This is a genomic window from Catellatospora sp. NPDC049609 (assembly GCF_040675365.1).
Classification (GTDB): domain Bacteria; phylum Actinomycetota; class Actinomycetes; order Mycobacteriales; family Micromonosporaceae; genus Catellatospora.
In genome coordinates this window covers 1-16,033 of the sequence record NZ_JBFAOU010000073.1, presented here as the reverse complement: position 1 = coordinate 16,033, position 16,033 = coordinate 1, and the positions used below count along the sequence as shown (strand labels likewise).

16 protein-coding genes and 1 tRNA gene are annotated in these 16,033 nt (G+C 72.7%); 9 read left to right on the top strand and 8 right to left on the bottom strand.

The features are described from left to right. Positions 1 to 125: 125 nt before the first annotated feature. Positions 126 to 206: transfer RNA gene (locus AB0J67_RS21040), tRNA-Leu, on the top strand. A 318-nt stretch (positions 207 to 524) separates the two neighbouring features. Here the strand turns inward: AB0J67_RS21040 and AB0J67_RS21035 are convergent. Further along, complete coding sequence (locus tag AB0J67_RS21035; RefSeq protein ID WP_363485087.1) at positions 525 to 983, bottom strand: GNAT family N-acetyltransferase; 459 nt, start codon at positions 981 to 983, stop codon at positions 525 to 527. A 149-nt stretch (positions 984 to 1,132) separates the two neighbouring features. Here AB0J67_RS21035 and AB0J67_RS21030 point away from each other — a divergent pair, with 149 nt between their 5' ends. Continuing rightward, positions 1,133 to 1,948, top strand: a complete 816-nt coding sequence (locus tag AB0J67_RS21030; RefSeq protein ID WP_363485086.1) for a Bax inhibitor-1/YccA family protein — start codon at positions 1,133 to 1,135, stop codon at positions 1,946 to 1,948. 96 nt (positions 1,949 to 2,044) lie between these two features. Next, complete coding sequence (locus AB0J67_RS21025; protein ID WP_363485085.1) at positions 2,045 to 2,341, top strand: hypothetical protein; 297 nt, start codon at positions 2,045 to 2,047, stop codon at positions 2,339 to 2,341. 100 nt (positions 2,342 to 2,441) lie between these two features. On the opposite strand, the gene AB0J67_RS21020 is transcribed toward AB0J67_RS21025, so the two are convergent. The 4 genes from AB0J67_RS21020 to AB0J67_RS21005 form a co-directional block, all read right to left on the bottom strand. Continuing rightward, positions 2,442 to 3,689, bottom strand: coding sequence for an acetyl-CoA C-acetyltransferase (locus AB0J67_RS21020; RefSeq protein WP_363485084.1), 1,248 nt, complete (start codon positions 3,687 to 3,689; stop codon positions 2,442 to 2,444). 144 nt (positions 3,690 to 3,833) lie between these two features. Further along, entirely contained in the window at positions 3,834 to 4,628 is a 795-nt protein-coding gene (locus tag AB0J67_RS21015) for an SGNH/GDSL hydrolase family protein (protein ID WP_363485083.1), read from the bottom strand. Further along, positions 4,625 to 4,756 carry a hypothetical protein gene (locus tag AB0J67_RS21010; RefSeq protein WP_363485082.1) on the bottom strand — a complete coding sequence of 44 codons (132 nt, stop codon included), beginning with the start codon at positions 4,754 to 4,756 and terminating at the stop codon, positions 4,625 to 4,627. Before AB0J67_RS21010 ends, AB0J67_RS21015 begins: the two co-directional genes overlap by 4 nt. After that, complete coding sequence (locus tag AB0J67_RS21005; protein ID WP_363485081.1) at positions 4,753 to 5,820, bottom strand: SGNH/GDSL hydrolase family protein; 1,068 nt, start codon at positions 5,818 to 5,820, stop codon at positions 4,753 to 4,755. Before AB0J67_RS21005 ends, AB0J67_RS21010 begins: the two co-directional genes overlap by 4 nt. A gap of 145 nt (positions 5,821 to 5,965) precedes the next feature. On the opposite strand from AB0J67_RS21005, the gene AB0J67_RS21000 reads away from it, so the two are divergent. The 4 genes from AB0J67_RS21000 (at position 5,966) to AB0J67_RS20985 (ending at position 9,409) form a co-directional block, all read left to right on the top strand. Beyond that, positions 5,966 to 6,334: a YkvA family protein gene (locus AB0J67_RS21000; RefSeq protein WP_363485080.1), complete on the top strand. Its 369-nt coding sequence runs from the start codon at positions 5,966 to 5,968 to the stop codon at positions 6,332 to 6,334. 31 nt (positions 6,335 to 6,365) lie between these two features. After that, complete coding sequence (locus AB0J67_RS20995; protein WP_363485079.1) at positions 6,366 to 7,736, top strand: cystathionine beta-synthase; 1,371 nt, start codon at positions 6,366 to 6,368, stop codon at positions 7,734 to 7,736. Positions 7,737 to 7,844: 108 nt separating this feature from the next. After that, positions 7,845 to 8,972 (top strand): choice-of-anchor A family protein, encoded by a 1,128-nt coding sequence (locus tag AB0J67_RS20990; protein ID WP_363485078.1) that lies wholly within the window; start codon positions 7,845 to 7,847, stop codon positions 8,970 to 8,972. A 101-nt stretch (positions 8,973 to 9,073) separates the two neighbouring features. Further along, positions 9,074 to 9,409, top strand: coding sequence for a hypothetical protein (locus AB0J67_RS20985; protein ID WP_363485077.1), 336 nt, complete (start codon positions 9,074 to 9,076; stop codon positions 9,407 to 9,409). A gap of 256 nt (positions 9,410 to 9,665) precedes the next feature. Here the strand turns inward: AB0J67_RS20985 and AB0J67_RS20980 are convergent, their stop codons facing one another. Both AB0J67_RS20980 and AB0J67_RS20975 read right to left on the bottom strand, forming a co-directional pair. Beyond that, the gene (locus AB0J67_RS20980) at positions 9,666 to 10,580 is read right to left on the bottom strand and encodes a ribonuclease Z (protein WP_363485076.1); all 915 of its coding nucleotides are present in this window, start codon (positions 10,578 to 10,580) and stop codon (positions 9,666 to 9,668) included. Between the two features lie 173 nt (positions 10,581 to 10,753). Further along, positions 10,754 to 11,281: a GNAT family N-acetyltransferase gene (locus tag AB0J67_RS20975; protein WP_363485075.1), complete on the bottom strand. Its 528-nt coding sequence runs from the start codon at positions 11,279 to 11,281 to the stop codon at positions 10,754 to 10,756. Between the two features lie 345 nt (positions 11,282 to 11,626). Here AB0J67_RS20975 and AB0J67_RS20970 point away from each other — a divergent pair, with 345 nt between their 5' ends. Next, positions 11,627 to 13,990 carry a glycoside hydrolase family 3 N-terminal domain-containing protein gene (locus AB0J67_RS20970; RefSeq protein ID WP_363485074.1) on the top strand — a complete coding sequence of 788 codons (2,364 nt, stop codon included), beginning with the start codon at positions 11,627 to 11,629 and terminating at the stop codon, positions 13,988 to 13,990. Positions 13,991 to 14,118: 128 nt separating this feature from the next. Here the strand turns inward: AB0J67_RS20970 and msrA are convergent, their stop codons facing one another. Continuing rightward, positions 14,119 to 14,775, bottom strand: coding sequence for a peptide-methionine (S)-S-oxide reductase MsrA (gene msrA, locus AB0J67_RS20965; RefSeq protein WP_363485073.1), 657 nt, complete (start codon positions 14,773 to 14,775; stop codon positions 14,119 to 14,121). A 30-nt stretch (positions 14,776 to 14,805) separates the two neighbouring features. On the opposite strand from msrA, the gene AB0J67_RS20960 reads away from it, so the two are divergent. After that, positions 14,806 to 15,942, top strand: a complete 1,137-nt coding sequence (locus AB0J67_RS20960; RefSeq protein WP_363485072.1) for a cystathionine gamma-synthase — start codon at positions 14,806 to 14,808, stop codon at positions 15,940 to 15,942. The last annotated feature ends 91 nt before the right edge of the window (positions 15,943 to 16,033 follow it).

The window sequence follows — 16,033 nt, the reverse complement described above, 5'->3', positions numbered from 1 at the left end:
TGCCGGCTGGGCGGCTCGGCGGACCCTCCGCTAGCGCTACGTGTCCGTTCGCCGCTGGGCGACAACGGGCGTGCCTAGGACAGGGTCCACCCGCTACCGTGGCAGGGGCACGCATCGTCGTGCGCGCCCGGGTGGTGGAACGGCAGACACGGTTGCCTTAAAAGCGACTGCCGAAAGGCGTGCGGGTTCGACCCCCGCCCCGGGCACCCAGCGGCAGCTTCGTGCCGTCATCGTGACGGACGCTCCGAATGGCCGCACCGCGCGGCTCCGAAAGACGTCGGCAATGGCGCGGGAAAAGCCGCGCAAAAAATGACGCGCTCCGATCGCCTGCCACGGGGGAAGCGGGCGATTGGAGCGCGTTGGGGACGAGCATAGCGACCCTCCGACGGTCTGTCACCCCTCGGCAGCCAGCTTTGCGGCAGTAATTCGCCGCCGTTTGGTCAGGTTCCGGCAACCGGTTCGGAAGAGTCGATTCAACGTCGATTAATAAAGGTTCTGTAAAGAAGCGGCGTGTCGATTGGCGCTCAGCGCAACGGCAGTCGCCACACCGAGCCGTCAGGGGTGCTGGGCACTCCGGCGAAGGGTGTGAACCCGCAGCGCTCGTAGGCCCGCGCGGCCGCGTCATTGCCCGCGGTGGTCTCAAGCTCCAGCTCGCCCCGGCCGGTGCCGCGGGCCCAGTCGACCACCGCCGTGACGAGGCGCTCGGCCACCCGCTGCCCTCGGGCCGCCGGGTCGACCCACATCGCCACCAGCATGGCCACGTCGTCGTCGCCGTCGGGCGGCAGGTAGCCGGCCGCGATGCCGACGGGCTCGCCGTCCAGCCGGGCGACGAAGGCGGCCCCGGCCGGGCTGTCCACCCGCACCCGCCACTCCGGCTCGCCGAAGGCCCGCTCCCGCTCGTACGTCGAGCCGAACGCGTACGGCGCCTCCTGGAGGGCGGCCAGTCGCAGCTCACGCCACGTCTTCCAATCGTCACTGCTCAATCGCTCGACCGTCTGTGTCATCGTCTCTCCCCTAGTCTGTCCGACCGTCTGCCGTCGGCCAGGATCATGCAGCAAAACGTCGATCACCGCAGGTGCGTTAATCCGCTACTCTGTCGGGCACAACCCATGTGGAGGAGGCGAGACCCGCTGTGAAGAGTTCCAACCCGGTGCTCGGCCGCATCAGCGCGGCGGCGCAGCAGCCGCGGTACAGCGTGCCGGGCCAGGGCGCCCCGGCGGGCTACCCGCAGGCTGACGGCCAGGGCTACGGCTACCCCGAGGTCGTCCAGACCGGACACGCCGACCGGATGACGATCGACGACGTCGTCGTCAAGACCGTGACGCTGCTGGCCATCACCGCGGTCTCGGCCGCGATCACCTGGGCTCTCGTGCCCCTGGAGATGGTCCGCACCGTGTGGTGGGCGGCGGCCATCCTCGGCCTCGTCGTCGGCCTGGTGATCTCGTTCGCCCAGGTCACCAACGTCGCGGTGATCGCCGGCTACGCGGTCGTGGAGGGCGTCTTCCTCGGCGCGGTGAGCAAGGCCTACGAGTACTTGTTCGAGGGCATCGTCCTGCAGGCGGTCATCGCCACGCTCGGCGTGTTCCTCGCCATGGCCCTGCTGTACAAGGCGAAGATCATCCGTGCCACGCCCAAGTTCATGAAGGTGGTCATCGGCATCGCCGCCGGCCTCGGCATCGTGATGCTGGTCAACGTGGTGCTCTACTTCGTCACCGGGTCGGTCGGCCCGCTGCGTGACGGTGGCCCCATCGCCATCGGCTTCAGCCTGGTCTGCATCGTGGTCGCGGCGCTGATGTTCGTGGTCAACTTCAAGCAGATCGAGGACGGCGTCGCCGCCGGGCTGCCCCGCAAGTACGGCTGGCTGGGCGCGTTCGGCATGCTCGTCGAGCTGGTCTGGATGTACCTGGAGTTCCTGCGCCTGCTGTCGTACCTGCAGGGCGACGACTGACCGCAGCCTGGTCACCACCAGCACGTATACGATGACCGCCGCCCCGGGGCCTGCCCCGGGGCGGCGGCCCGTTTCCCGGCCGGGACAATCGACCCCGTGAGCACCGAGCAGCTGAAGCGCGCCGTGGAGCTACTGGTCAACCAGGTCGGACACTGGACGCCCGAGCGGTGGCGCGATCGCGGCGAGCCGGTGCACCGGCTGATCCAGGGCCTGGCCGACCGGGCCGCCGACCTGGCCGGCGGGCAGCGCCGCCCGGTGCCGAGGCTGTCCGATCCGGCCCTGCCCGATCAGCTCCGCGTGGTCGTCTCCGACCTGATCGCGGCCGGGCCGTCCGCCGAGCAGGCCACCGCGGCCGCCGACGAGATCGCCACCCTGCGTACCCTGCTGACCTGAGCAGGAAAGGGTGCCTTCGCCGGCTCGCGCGGCGAGCCGAGCAGCGGCTCAGCTCGCCATCCGCCGGCGAAGGCGCCCTTCCTGAGATGGGCTGCGCGGGTCAGCTCAGCCGCTCGATGATCATCGCCATGCCCTGCCCGCCGCCGACGCACATCGTCTCCAGGCCGATGGACTTGTCGTGCCACTGCAGGTTGTTGATCAGTGTGCCGGTGATCCGGGCGCCGGTCATGCCGAACGGGTGGCCGACCGCGATCGCGCCGCCCATCACGTTCACCTTCTCCAGCGGCAGGCCCAGCTCGCGGTACGACGGGATGACCTGCGCCGCGAACGCCTCGTTGATCTCAGCCAGGTCGATGTCGTCGATGGTCATGCCGGCCCGCTTGAGCGCCTGCCGGGTTGCCTCGACGGGGCCGATGCCCATGATCTCGGGGCTCATCGCGGTGACGCCGGTGGAGACGATCCGGGCGAGCGGGGTCAGGCCCAGCTCGCGGGCGCGGCTGTCGCTCATGATCACCACTGCGGCGGCGCCGTCGTTGAGCGGGCAGCAGTTGCCGGCCGTGATCCGGCCGTCGGGGCGGAACACCGGCTTCAGCGTGGCGGTGCCCTCCAGCGTGATGCCGGGGCGCGGGCCGTCGTCGGTGCTGACCACGGTGCCGTCGGGCAGCGTCACCGGGGTGATCTCGCGGGCCCAGAAGCCGTCCTTGATCGCCTGCTCGGCCAGGTTCTGCGACCGTACGCCGAACGCGTCCATGTCCTCGCGGGTGACGCCGTGCACCTGGGCCAGGTTCTCGGCGGTCTGGCCCATGGTCAGGTAGATGTCGGGCAGCTCGCCCTGCTCGCGCGGGTCGGTCCAGACCGGCGAGCCCTCGCCGGCGCGCTGCGCCGAGCGCGCCTGCGCCGCGTCGAAGCGCGGGTTGTTCCAGCTCCCTCCGACGGCGGCGGCCGCGTCCGGGGGCAGCCAGTCGGAGTTGCCGCGGGCGTACCGGGACACCATCTCGACACCGGCGGAGAGGAACACGTCGCCCTCGCCCGCCTTGATCGCGTGGAACGCCATCCGGGTGGTCTGCAGCGAGGACGCGCAGTAGCGGGTGATCGTGGCGGCCGGCAGCGAGTCCAGCCCGAGCAGGGTGGAGACCACCTTGCCCATGTTGAAGCCCTGCTCGCCGCCGGGCAGGCCGCAGCCCAGGTAGAGGTCGTCGATCTCGGCCGGGTCCAGGGCCGGGACCTTGTCGAGGGCGGCCCGGACGATGGTGGCGGTGAGATCGTCGGCGCGCAGGTCCTTCAGGGAGCCCTTGCCGGCCCGGCCGATGGGCGAGCGGGCGGTGGCGACGATGACAGCATCAGACATGAACGAACGTTAACTCGTCGGTAACTTGCCCCACCAGACCACGTGAGAAAGTCGTCACGGCCCTGCGTGATCATCCGACTTGCCAGGCACATGGGCGAATGGGCGGCCACGTTACGCCCATGTGCCAGGCAAGTCGGATGATCTTCAGGGGAGGCGGGGGGTGACGCCGGCGGCGTGGGCGACGGCGGGCAGCAGGGCGTACGCCCAGACGCGGTAGCCGTCCGCGGAGGGGTGGTAGCGGTCGGCCGACAGCGTGTTCGGGTCGGCGCGGAACACCGCGCCCGTCTCGGCGGCGAGGTCCACCACGGCGCCCCCGGAGGCGTGCACCGCGCGCACCTGCGCCCGGGCCACCCGGCGGCCCAGGAAGCCGACGACCTGCCGCAGCGGCGGGGCGATGGCGCGGGTGGCGCCGAGGTCCGGGCAGGTGCCCACGACGACCTCCACCCCGGCCTCGCGCAGCCGCCGCACCGCCGCACCCAGGTACGCCGCGGCGTCCGCGGGGCGGCGCAGCGTGATCGCGTCGTTGCCGCCGACCAGGATCACGGCCACGTCCGGCCGGTCGCCGAGCAGGCAGCGGGCCACCTGCGTGGCCAGATCCGAGGAGCGCGAGCCGGCCACCCCGACGCTGGACAGCGCCACCGGGCGGCCCTGGCCGGCCTGCCCGCCGGACAGCAGCGCGGCGAGCTGGCCGCCGACCGTGTCGGCGACCCGGTCCACGCCCACGCCGAGGGCGGCCGAGTCGCCGAGCATGACCAGCCGCAGCGGGGGAGCGGTCTCGGCGCCGATCGTGGTGCGCAGCGCGAGGCCCAGCTCGGGCTTGGCGTAGCGGCGGGTGCGCGCCAGCACCGCCTCCGCCGCCAGCAGCGCCGCGCCGCCGACCGTGCCCGCGACGAGTGTGATCGCCGCGGCCTTGCCGATCCTGCGCGCCATGGACGTCATGCCTTCTCCTCGCTGCGCTCGTCGGCGGCACGACCGGCCACCGGCCGCCTGGTCCGCGCCTGCTGCCTGCTGCGCTCGTCGGCGGCACCGGCCACAGACCGCCTGGTTCGCTCGCTGCGCTCGCTCACGCCTGCTCCACTACGTTCGCCGGGTTCATCGTGCCGGGCGGGACGGGTGCCTCGCCCTGGCGGACGACCTCCCACATCCGGCGGCGCAGCTGCGCCCACCGGCCGGCCGGACCGCGATCGCGTCCGTCCACGCGTACGCCGCTCACCTCGGTGCCGGCGTGGCGTGCCGCCTCGACCGCGGCCTGTGGCAGCGACCGTACCCCGTCCGCGGCCGTTTGTGCGCCCGCTTCCACCCGCTGTGGGTCGGCCGGGCTGCGCAGCGCGGCGACCACGGTCGGCAGCAGCACGGACGCGGCCAGCGCGTAGCCCTCGGCGGACGGATGGAAACGGTCCCGGGCGAACAGGCGGTGCGGCTGGGCGGAGAACGTCGGCCCGAGCAGCTCGCCGAGCGAGACGGTGCGCCCGCCCGCCTCCACCACGGCCACGGTCTGCGCGGCCGCGAGCTGGCGGCTCCAGCTGCGTGCCAGCCAGCGCAGCGGCGGCCGGATCGGCTGCACCGCGCCGAGATCGGGGCAGGTGCCCACGACCACGGTGGCGCCCGCCTGGCGCAGCCGGCGCACCGAGTCGGCGAGGTGGCGCACCGAGACGGCCTGCCCGGCCCGGTGGGTGATGTCGTTGGCTCCGATCAGGATCACCGCGAGCTCGGGCGCCAGCTCCAGCGCCTCGTCCACCTGGTGCACCAGCATGCCGGAGGTGGCGCCCACGACGGCCAGGCTGTGCAGCTGGATCGGCTGCTCCAGGCGGCGGGACAGCCCGGTGGCGATCAGCGCGGCCGGGGTCTGCCGCGCGCGCAGCGCGCCGAACCCGGCGGCACAGGAGTCGCCGAGCATGACCATGCGCAGCGGCCGTCCGGCGTACCGCCTGCCGTAGAGGCCGTCGGAGCGCGGCGGCGGGGCCTGCGCGATGGGGATGGTCCGCCGGGCCGCCTCCACCTGGCCCACCAGTACTCCGAAGGTGGCCAGGCCCAGCGCGGTCAGCGCGCCGCCGCCGTACACGGCGATCCTGGCCAGATCCCTGCCGCGACGGCGTGCCGTCACGGCCCCGGGCGAAGTACGCTCGCTCATAGTGAACCCGCCTCACTCTGGAGGCCCGAATCCCGGGCTCCCTCTCTGAGGCTCCTACGTACCCAGCGACTCGCGCGCTGGTAACGCTCGCTCATAGCGAGAAAGGTAGCGCTCCTAGGTTGCGCTCTGATGGAGGCGAGACGAGATGGGACGCACACTGCGTCGTACCGCGGCGTTCACCGCGCTGTGGAAGGCGTTGATCAAGGGCAGTGGCAGTGACATCGGCATGACGGACCGCCTGGCCGCGATGCCGCGGATGATGTACGCCTCGCTGCGCGGCCGCTACGACGGTCTCGGCAGGATCATGTTGATCACAGCGGCCACGGCGTACGTCGCGTCGCCGGTCGACGTGGTGCCGGAGGCCTTCTTCCTGCTGTTCGGGCTCGCCGACGACATGATCATCATTACCTGGATCGCCGGAGCGCTGCTGAGCGAGACGGATCGCTTCCTCATGTGGGAGAACGGCGGAAAGGCGCCGGTCGGCACCGGCGTCATCGACGGCGAGGTCGCTTAACGTCAATTCAGTGCCGGTCTACGCTTGACGCGTGCGCTACTACGAGAACGTCGTCGAGCTGATCGGCAACACCCCACTGGTCAAGCTCAGGAATGTCACCGATCCCGCCGGCCCCACCGTGCTGGCCAAGGTCGAGTACCTGAACCCGGGCGGTTCGGTCAAGGACCGCATCGCCCTGCGCATGGTCGAGGCGGCCGAGCGCGACGGGCTGCTCAAGCAGGGTGGCACCATCGTCGAGCCGACCAGTGGCAACACCGGGGTCGGGCTCGCGCTGGTCGCCCAGCTGAAGGGCTACCAGTGCGTCTTCGTCTGCCCTGACAAGGTCAGCGAGGACAAGCAGAACGTGCTGCGCGCGTACGGCGCCGAGGTCGTGGTCTGCCCGACCGCGGTGGCGCCGGAGGACCCGCGCTCCTACTACAACGTCTCCGACCGGCTCGCGCGGGAGATCCCAGGCGCCTGGAAGCCGAACCAGTACGCCAACCCGAACAACCCGCTCTCGCACTACGAGCAGACGGGTCCGGAGCTGTGGGAGCAGACCGAGGGCCGGATCACGCACTTCGTGGCGGGCGTCGGCACCGGCGGCACCATCAGCGGCATCGGCCGCTACCTCAAGGAGGTCTCCCAGGGTCGCGTGAAGATCATCGGAGCGGACCCGGAGGGCTCGGTGTACTCGGGCGGCACCGGCCGGCCGTACCTGGTCGAGGGCGTCGGCGAGGACTTCTGGCCGGAGACCTACGACCGCACCGTCTGCGACGAGATCATCGAGGTCACCGACAAGGAGTCGTTCGCGATGACCCGGCGGCTGGCCCGCGAGGAGGGCCTGCTGGTCGGCGGCTCCTGCGGGATGGCCGCGGTGGCGGCGCTGCGGGTCGCCGAGCGCGCGCAGCCCGGCGACGTGGTCGTGGTGCTGCTGCCCGACGGCGGCCGCGGTTACCTGTCCAAGCTCTTCAACGACGACTGGATGGCCCGCTACGGCTTCCTGCGCACCGACGAGCACGGCGCGACGGTCGGCGACATCCTGGCCGCCAAGTCGCACAGCAAGGGCCTGCCCGAGCTGATCCACGTGCATCCGACCGAGACGGTCCGCGACGCCATCGACATCATGCGGGAGTACGGCGTCTCGCAGCTGCCGGTGCTGAAGGCCGAACCGCCGGTGGTGACCGGCGAGGTGGCCGGCGCCGTGGCCGAGAAGGACCTGCTGGACGCCCTGTTCACCGGCGCGGCCGCCCTGCACGACCCGCTGGACCGGCACGTCGGCCCCGCCCTGCCCATGATCGGTGGCGGCCAGCCCGTCGCCGAGGTCGTCGCCCTCCTGGAGAAGGCCGACGCCGCCATGGTCCTCATCGACGGCAAACCCCGCGGCGTCCTCACCCGCCAAGACCTCCTGGCCCAACTCGGCTGACCCGCGCACCCCCCTCGCCGAGTTGATCATGAACTTATGGCACGGTTCGGCGGTGTGTCGCCGTCCTAACTTCATGATCGACGGGCGGGGCGGGGTTACCCTGCCGCTATGCGCGGGTCGTGCAAGGTGGTGGCCGCCCTGCTGCTCGCGGGGGTGCTGACCGCCGCGCCGGCAGGCGCCGCCGCGCCCAGCCCGGCCCCGTGGGACGTCGCGCGCTCCGCCGCGCTGACGGCCTGCCCCGCGACCGTCGCGCTGCGCGGTCCGGACGGCCTGCCGCTGTCCCGGCCGCTGCCACGCGGCACCCGGCTGCTGCTCCGGGTGAGCGGCGAGCAGCCGAACGTGCTGGTGATCGGCGCGCACGACCTCAACCGGACGGTCGAGCTGGTGCTGACCTCGCCGCCGACCGAGGCCGCGCCGCTGCTGATCAACGTGGACACGGGTCTGCTCAACGACAGGTTCACCTGGTTCGTCCCGCAGGTGCGGATCATCGGCGGGGGCGGGTTCGACGACCTGCTGTGGCACTTCCCGACCGCCGAGCGGGTGCTGCTGCTCGGCGCCCAGCCGCCGCCGGGCGCGATCTTCGCGCCCTTCGCCGACGTACGCATCGCGCCCAGCCCGCCGCCGAGCCCGTCCCCGTCGCCGTCGCTGTCCCCGCTGCCGAGCCCGCAGGTGTCCGCGTGGTCGCCCCCGCCCTCGCCGAGCCGGACCGCCGCACCGCCGGTCGCACCGCGGTTCGGGCCGGTGACCCTGCCGGCACCGCCGGCCGGACCGGCGTCGGGCCGGCGGCCCCGCCAGCCGGTGCCGCACCAGGCGGACACCGCCGATAACGGGGGTACACAGGCCCGCGCCGTCCGGGCGGAACGGTTCCCGGTCGAGGGGGCCGCCGCCCGCGCCGTGCTCGCGGAAGGGTTCCCCGCCGAGGCGGCCGCCGCCCACGCTGTCCTGGCGGAACGGTTCCCGGATGAGGTCGACTGCGGGGCGACTCCGTCCGCCTCGCCGTCCGCGACGCCCAGCCTGGCGCCGAGTTGGTCGCCGGATCCCGCGGTGGACCCGGAGCAGCCGATCGCCGGTGCCCCGGCGGGCTCGGCGAGCCCCTCCGCGGAGACGGTGCGTACGCGGCTGGCGGCGCTGGCGTCACGCCCAGTGACGTGGTTCGGGGTCTCGCTGCTGCTGGTCGGGCTCGCCCTGCTGGTGTGGATAACCGCTGGTCGACGGGCGCTTCGCCGCAATTTCTGAGCCTTCCGGGCGGCAATCGCACACGCTGTCCGACTGTCGGGCTTGCCGCGAGTGTTGACTAAGCGTACGGAAGCGACAGTGCAACCGAGGGGAAGTGAAACGTGGTCACCGTCGACCATGCACTATCCACCGACATCAGCCACATCGAACCGTCCGACATCTCCGACCGCCTGCTGTGGCGCGACGCGCAGCAGCTGCTCGGCCGGCATAACCGACCTGACGAAGACGACCTCTGCACCTGGTGCGGTCAGCACTGGCCGTGCCCGCCGCGGCGGCTCGCCGAGCGCGCGGACGCGGCCAGCCGCCACTGGCGGCAGGCCTGGACCGTACGGCATGACCTCAACGGGCTGCGCTCGCTGCCCGGCTGGCGTGCCGACCTTGGCGAGCGGGGCGGCTCCATCATGCGAAACGGCACCCGCAGGAGCCACTTCGACTAGCCAACCCGGGTGTGACCCGGTCCCGCCGTCCCCCGGCGCGATCGGTGAACGCCCGTCCCGCGGCGACGCCGTCTGCGCTCCGCCAGCGTAGGCGTCCCGCGTGCACCAGCACGGCTGATCGAGAGCCGACATGCCTCCGTCGGTTCCGACGCCTCCGGCCAGGCGTTCTCCCCGGCCGTGCAGGTGCGTCAGTGGGCGAGGGTACGTGATCTCCGGTTCCCCGCAGTCCGGTTGCGTACCCTCGCCCCGATCTCGTTCAGGCCCGCCGCGCCGGCACCGGCACGCGCGCCAGCTCCTCGGCGACCACGATGTCCCCGTCGAAGTGCGCCGCGGCCTCCTGGCCGAACACCGACGCGTCCGGGTGGCGCTGCGAGAAGTGGGTGAGCACGAGCCTGCGTACGCCCGCCTCGGTCGCGATCCGGGCGGCCTGGGCAGCGGTGAGGTGACCCGCCTCGGCGGCCAGCGCCGCCTCCGACTCCAGGAACGTCGACTCGATGACCAGCAGGTCGGCCCCTTCGGCGAGCCGGATCGCGTTGTCACACCAGCCGGTGTCCATCACGAACGCGACCACCTGCCCCGGGCGGGGCTCGCTGGCCTCGGCCAGGGTCACCAGCCGCCCACCGGCCACCACCGAGCCCGCGCGCTGCAGCAGGCCCACGTCCGGCCCGCGTACGCCCAGCTCGGCGAGGCGCTCGGGCAGCATGCGGCGGCCGTCCGGCTCGGCCAGGCGGTAGCCGTACGACTCGACGGGGTGGTTCAGCCGCCGTGCGGTGATCGTGCCGAACGGTCCCTGCGCCACCACGCCGTCGCCGTCCACCGGGCACTCGGCGATGCGGGCCAGGTCGTGGAAGTGGCTGGCGTGGCGCAGCCGGGCCAGGAACTCCGCCCCGGAGCCCGGGAAGTGGACCGGCACCTCGTGCGGCACCCGGTCCAGCGACAGCCGCTGCACGATGCCGGGCAGGCCCAGGCAGTGGTCGCCGTGGAAGTGGGTGACGCAGATCCGGGTGATGTCGCTCGCGGCCGCTCCGGCCAGCAGCAGCTGCCGCTGGCAGCCCTCGCCCGGGTCGAACAGGATGCCCTGGTCGTCCCAGCGCAGCAGGTATCCGTTGTGCGCCCGCTGCCGGGTGGGCACCTGGCTGGCGGTGCCGAGCACGATCAGCTCCCGGCTCACGGCCGCACCGCTGCGGAGATCATCGTCATGCGGGGAGGTTACCGGCCCCGCACGGGACGCGGGCCGCTGACGGCCCGCGGCCGGCGGATTCCAGCCGAGTCCGACACCACGCCGACCCACCCGGCCCAGCGTCGCCGTCACGGATCGCCCGACGGCGGGTGACCGGGCGCCGGTCAGGGGATGGCGCGGGCGTACCGGACGATCGGCACCGAAGCCGAGCCGATCATGGTCTCCCGCGCCACGCCGTCGGCGGCCCAGCCGCCGCGCTCGTAGAAGCGGCGCGCCCGGTCGTTCTCGCGGACCACGTACAGCATGGCCCGGGTGTGGCCCAGGTCGGCGAACCCGGCCAGGCAGGTCCGCATCAGCGCCAGGCCGACCCCGCTGCCGACGGCGTCGGGGCGGACGTGGATCGCGTTGAGCATGCCGGTGCCCGGTGGCGCCTGCTCCGCCGCCGGGTCGGCGGGCCCGAGGTAGCAGAAGCCGAGCAGCTCGCCGTCGCGTTCGGCCAGGTGCATGCGGTGCGTGTCCGACTCGGCGGCCCACCGCTGCGACCAGCTCTGGTGCTGCCGCTCCACGGTGACCTCGGCCAGTTCGGCGGGCGTGAGCAGGTCGCGGTACGCGTCGCGGCGGCTGAGGGTGTGCAGCAGCGCGACGGCGGCCACATCGGCCGGGGTGTGGCCGGGGCGGATCGTCAGCGTCATGCCAGGCACGCTACCCCTCGGCGCGCCCCGTCCATGATCCAAGCTGAGGCGGGGCGGCACCCGCGAGGCGCTGGAAAGACTTCCGGAAGACTTCCGTAACCATTGTGGACAGCGCTGGTGAACGCGGCAGGCTCGACCTCCCGGGATGGCGCATCGCCGAAAGTTTCGGAGCCCGGTCGGCGCCCTCCGAATTCGACGGACGACCCGACAAATTCACGCTCAACCCTTGTCTGGTAGCGGGTGTGCGGTGTTAGGGTGCGTGGGCCGGCGTGCCGGCAGATCGGAACGGATACCGGAAAGTACCGGAAGTGCGGTCGCGCTTCCGGGTGGAAGACAGGCAGGGCGATGCCGACCCACGAGGACGCCACCACCGCGACCGGATCCGTCACCGAGGACGGCGATCCCGGACACCAGCCCTGGCGGGACCCGGCGCTGCCGGTCGAGCAGCGGGTCGACGACCTGATGCGCCGCCTGACCACCGCCGAGAAGATCGCGCAGCTCTACAGCGTCTGGCCCGGCGCCGGCGCGGCCGGCGAGGACGTCGCCCCGTTCCAGCAGGACATGGTCGACGCCGACTTCGACTGGGCACAGCTCATCACCGACGGGCTCGGCCAGCTCACCCGCCCGTTCGGCACCGCCCCGGTGACCCCCGCCGAGGGCATGGCCCGGCTGGCCGGGCTGCAGGAGGCGATCGTCACTGCCGGACGGTTCGGCATCCCCGCGCTGGTGCACGAGGAGTGCCTGACCGGGTTCACCGCGCACGGCGCGACGATCTTCCCGACCGCGCTGGCCTGGGGCGCCACCTTCGACCCGGCGCTGGTCGAGCGGATGGCCGCCGCCATCGGGCAGGGCATGCGCGCCGTCGGCGTGCACCAGGGGCTCGCGCCGGTGCTCGACGTGAGCCGCGACCCCCGCTGGGGGCGCACCGAGGAGACCATCGGCGAGGACCCCTACCTGGTGGCCACCGTCGGCACCGCGTACGTGCGCGGCCTGCAGTCCGCCGGGATCGTGGCCACGCTCAAGCACTTCGCGGGCTACTCCGCCTCCCGGGCCGGCCGCAACTTCGGCCCCGTCGCGATGGGCCCGCGCGAGCTGTCCGACGTCATGCTGCCCCCGTTCGAGCTGGCGGTACGCGACGGCGGCGCGCGCTCGGTGATGCACTCGTACGCCGAGATCGACGGCGTGCCCGCGGCCGCGGACCGGCGGCTGCTCACCGACCTGCTCCGCGGCGCCTGGGGCTTCGACGGGACGGTGGTCGCCGACTACTTCGGCGTCACCTTCCTGCACTCGCTGCACGGCGTCGCCGCCGATCACGGCGACGCCGCCGGGCAGGCGCTGTCCGCCGGGGTCGACGTGGAGCTGCCCATCGTGCGCTGCTTCGGCCGCCCGCTGCGCGACGCGATCGCCGCCGGCACCGTCTCGATCACCCTGGTGGACCGCGCGCTGCGCCGCGTGCTGCGGCAGAAGTGCGAGCTCGGCCTGCTCGACCCGGACTGGGCCCCGCCCGGCCCGGAGCCGGTCGACCTGGACCCGCCCGCGGCCCGGGAGCTGGCCCGGCAGGTCGCCGAGGAGTCGGTGATCCTGCTGGCCGACGACGGCGTGCTGCCACTGCGCCCCGAAGCCTCCATCGCGCTGGTCGGGCCGCTTGCCGACGACACCGACGGCCTGTTCGGCTGCTACACCTTCCCGCGCCACGTCGGGCTGCACCACCCCGGCCTGCCGCTCGGCGTCGCCGCGCCCACCCTGCTCGAGTCGCTGCGGGCCGAGCTGCCCAAGGCGCGGATCACCCATGCCGCCGGCTGCACGGTCGACGGCGCGGACACCGCCGGGTTCGCCGAGGCCGTCGCGCTCGCGCGGGAGGCCGACGTGTGCGTGGTGGCCGTCGGCGACCGGGCCGGCCTGTTCGGCAAGGGCACCTCCGGCGAGGGCTGCGACGTGGCCGAGCTGCGCCTGCCCGGCGTGCAGGAGCAGCTGCTGGCCGCGCTGCTCGACACGGGCACACCGGTCGTCGCCGTGCTGCTGACCGGCCGCCCGTACGCGCTCGGCGCGGTCTCCGGCCGGCTCGCCGCCGCGGTGCAGGCCTTCTTCCCCGGCCAGGAGGGCGGGCCCGCCGTCGCCGGGGTGCTCGGGGGACGGGTCAACCCGTCCGGGCGGCTGCCGGTCGGCGTCCCGCGGCACCCGGGCGGGCAGCCCGCCGGCTACCTCGCCCCGCCGCTCGGCCACGCCACCGAGGTGAGCACGGTCGACCCGACGCCGCTGTACCCGTTCGGCCACGGGCTGTCGTACACCCGCTTCGGCTGGACCGGCGAGACCGTCGCCGAGCCGCTGAGCTGCCCCACCGACGGGGCGGTGCGGGTCGCGCTGACCGTGCGCAACGAGGGCGACCGGGCCGGCACCGAGGTCGTGCAGCTCTACCTGCACGACCCGGTGGCGCAGGTGACCCGGCCGGTGATCCGGCTCATCGGGTACGCCCGGGTGCCCCTCGAACCCGGTCAGGCGCGCCGGGTCGCGTTCACGGTGCCCGCCGACCTCGCCGCGTATACCGGCCGCGAGGGCCGCCGCATCGTCGAGCCGGGCGAGCTCGAACTGCGGTTCGGCGCGTCCAGCGCCGACATCAGGCACACCGTGCGGGTCCGGCTGCACGGACCGGAGCGGGTGGTCGGCTACCGCCGCCGGATGACCTCGGACGTGTCCCTCACCGAGGTCTGAGGACGCGGGCCGGCTGCCGGTCCGGGATGGACGGGGGAGATCGCTGTTTCGTGTCAGAAAGTGTGGCTGGACCACGGTTCTTGACACGAAACAGCGATCTACGCTGCCCGGGCTCAGGCCCGGGCTGGTCAGGCGTCGGTCTTCGCCACGCCGATCGGGCAGCTCATGCCGTTCGGGCCGATGCCGCAGTAACCGTCGGGGTTCTTCGCCAGGTACTGCTGGTGGTAGTCCTCGGCGTAGTAGTAGTGCTGCAGCGGCGCGATCTCCGTGGTGATCTGGCCGTAGCCGGACGCGCTCACCACCGGCTGGAACGCGTCACGCGCGGCGAGCGCCTCCTTGAGCTGCTCGTCGCTGGTCGTGTAGATCGCCGACCGGTACTGCGTACCGATGTCGTTGCCCTGCCGCATGCCCTGCGTGGGGTCGTGGTTCTCCCAGAAGACCCGCAGGATCTCGGCGTACGAGATGATCTCGGGGTTGAAGACGATCTCCACTGCCTCGGTGTGCCCGGTGTAGCCCGAGCAGACCTCCTGATAGGTGGGGTTCGGGGTGATGCCGCCGGCGTACCCGACGGAGGTCGAGTAGACGCCGTCCAGCTTCCAGAAGAGGCGCTCGGCTCCCCAGAAGCAGCCCATGCCCACGACGGCGACCTGCATCCCGGCGGGCCAGGGGCCCTTCATCGGCGTGCCCAGCACGTAGTGCTTGGCGGGCGCCTCGATCGGGGTGTCGCGGCCGGGCAGGGCCTCGGCGGCGTTGACGACATCGAGCTTCTTGTGGCGAAGGAACATGGTTCCAGTCTGCTCCTCTACGCTGGGGGAATGTCTTACGGGTTTGAAACGCTCGCCATCCACGCGGGTCAGGAGCCGGACGAGCGCACCGGTGCGGTGATCCCGCCGATCTTCCAGACGTCGACCTACCAGCAGGACGCCGTCGGCGCGCCCCGGCTGGGGTACGAGTACTCCCGCTCCGGCAACCCGACCCGCGACTCCCTCCAGGAGTGCCTCGCGGCGCTGGAGGGCGGCTCGCGGGGTCTGGCGTTCGCAAGCGGCCTGGCCGCCGAGGACACGCTGATCCGCACCGTGTGCAAGCCCGGCGACCACGTGATCATTCCCGATGACGCGTACGGCGGCACGTTCCGCCTGTTCGCGAAGGTGGCGGCGCGCTGGGGCCTGTCCTGGACGGCGGCCCGGATCTCCGACGTCGACGACGTGCGCGCCAAGGTCACCCCGAACACGAAGATGATCTGGGTCGAGACGCCGACCAACCCGCTGCTCAACATCGCCGACATCGCGGGCCTGGCGGCCGTCGCCCGCGACGCGCACGCACTGCTGGTGGTCGACAACACGTTCGCGAGCCCGTACCTGCAGCAGCCGCTGGCGCTCGGGGCGGACGTCGTGGTGCATTCGACCACGAAGTACGTGGGCGGGCACTCCGACGTCGTCGGCGGGGCGCTCGTGCTGAACGACGCGGGGCTGGGCGACGAGCTGAAGTTCCACCAGAACGCCATGGGCGCGGTGAACGGGCCGTTCGACGCCTGGCTCACCCTGCGCGGGGTGAAGACGCTGGCCGTACGCATGGAGCGGCACTGCGACAACGCGGAGAAGGTGGCCGAGTTCCTCACCCGGCACCCGAAGGTGACCCAGGTGCTCTACCCGGGCCTGCCCGAGCACCCCGGGCACGAGCTGGCCGGCAAGCAGATGCGCCGGTACGGCGGCATGATCAGCTTCCGGATGGGCGACGCGGCCGCCGCCGAGCGGGTCTGCAACACGACGAAGGTGTTCACGCTGGCCGAGTCGCTGGGCGGGATCGAGTCGCTGATCGAGCACCCCGGGAAGATGACGCACGCCAGCGTCGCCGGGTCCGAGCTGGAGGTCCCCGCCGACCTGGTCCGCCTGTCCGTCGGCATCGAGACCATCGACGACCTGCTCGCGGACCTGTCCACCGCCCTCGGCTGACCCCGGCGTCTCCTGCGGCCGGGCCTGGACCCGCGTTCGCGGCGGGTCGGGTCGCGCCCGATTGGCCAAGATCGCTGTTTCCGGTCGAAAC

Excerpts from the sequence above, each read along its gene's own strand:
- AB0J67_RS20960 (WP_363485072.1), top strand. The coding sequence starts at position 14,806 with ATGTCTTACGGGTTTGAAACGCTCGCCATCCACGCGGGTCAGGAGCCG.
- AB0J67_RS21015 (WP_363485083.1), bottom strand. The coding sequence starts at position 4,628 with ATGACGTCCATGGCGCGCAGGATCGGCAAGGCCGCGGCGATCACACTC.
- AB0J67_RS20970 (WP_363485074.1), top strand. The coding sequence starts at position 11,627 with ATGCCGACCCACGAGGACGCCACCACCGCGACCGGATCCGTCACCGAG.
- AB0J67_RS21000 (WP_363485080.1), top strand. The coding sequence starts at position 5,966 with ATGGGACGCACACTGCGTCGTACCGCGGCGTTCACCGCGCTGTGGAAG.
- AB0J67_RS21020 (WP_363485084.1), bottom strand. The coding sequence starts at position 3,689 with ATGTCTGATGCTGTCATCGTCGCCACCGCCCGCTCGCCCATCGGCCGG.
- AB0J67_RS21005 (WP_363485081.1), bottom strand. The coding sequence starts at position 5,820 with ATGAGCGAGCGTACTTCGCCCGGGGCCGTGACGGCACGCCGTCGCGGC.
- msrA (WP_363485073.1), bottom strand. The coding sequence starts at position 14,775 with ATGTTCCTTCGCCACAAGAAGCTCGATGTCGTCAACGCCGCCGAGGCC.
- AB0J67_RS20975 (WP_363485075.1), bottom strand. The coding sequence starts at position 11,281 with ATGACGCTGACGATCCGCCCCGGCCACACCCCGGCCGATGTGGCCGCC.
- AB0J67_RS20990 (WP_363485078.1), top strand. The coding sequence starts at position 7,845 with ATGCGCGGGTCGTGCAAGGTGGTGGCCGCCCTGCTGCTCGCGGGGGTG.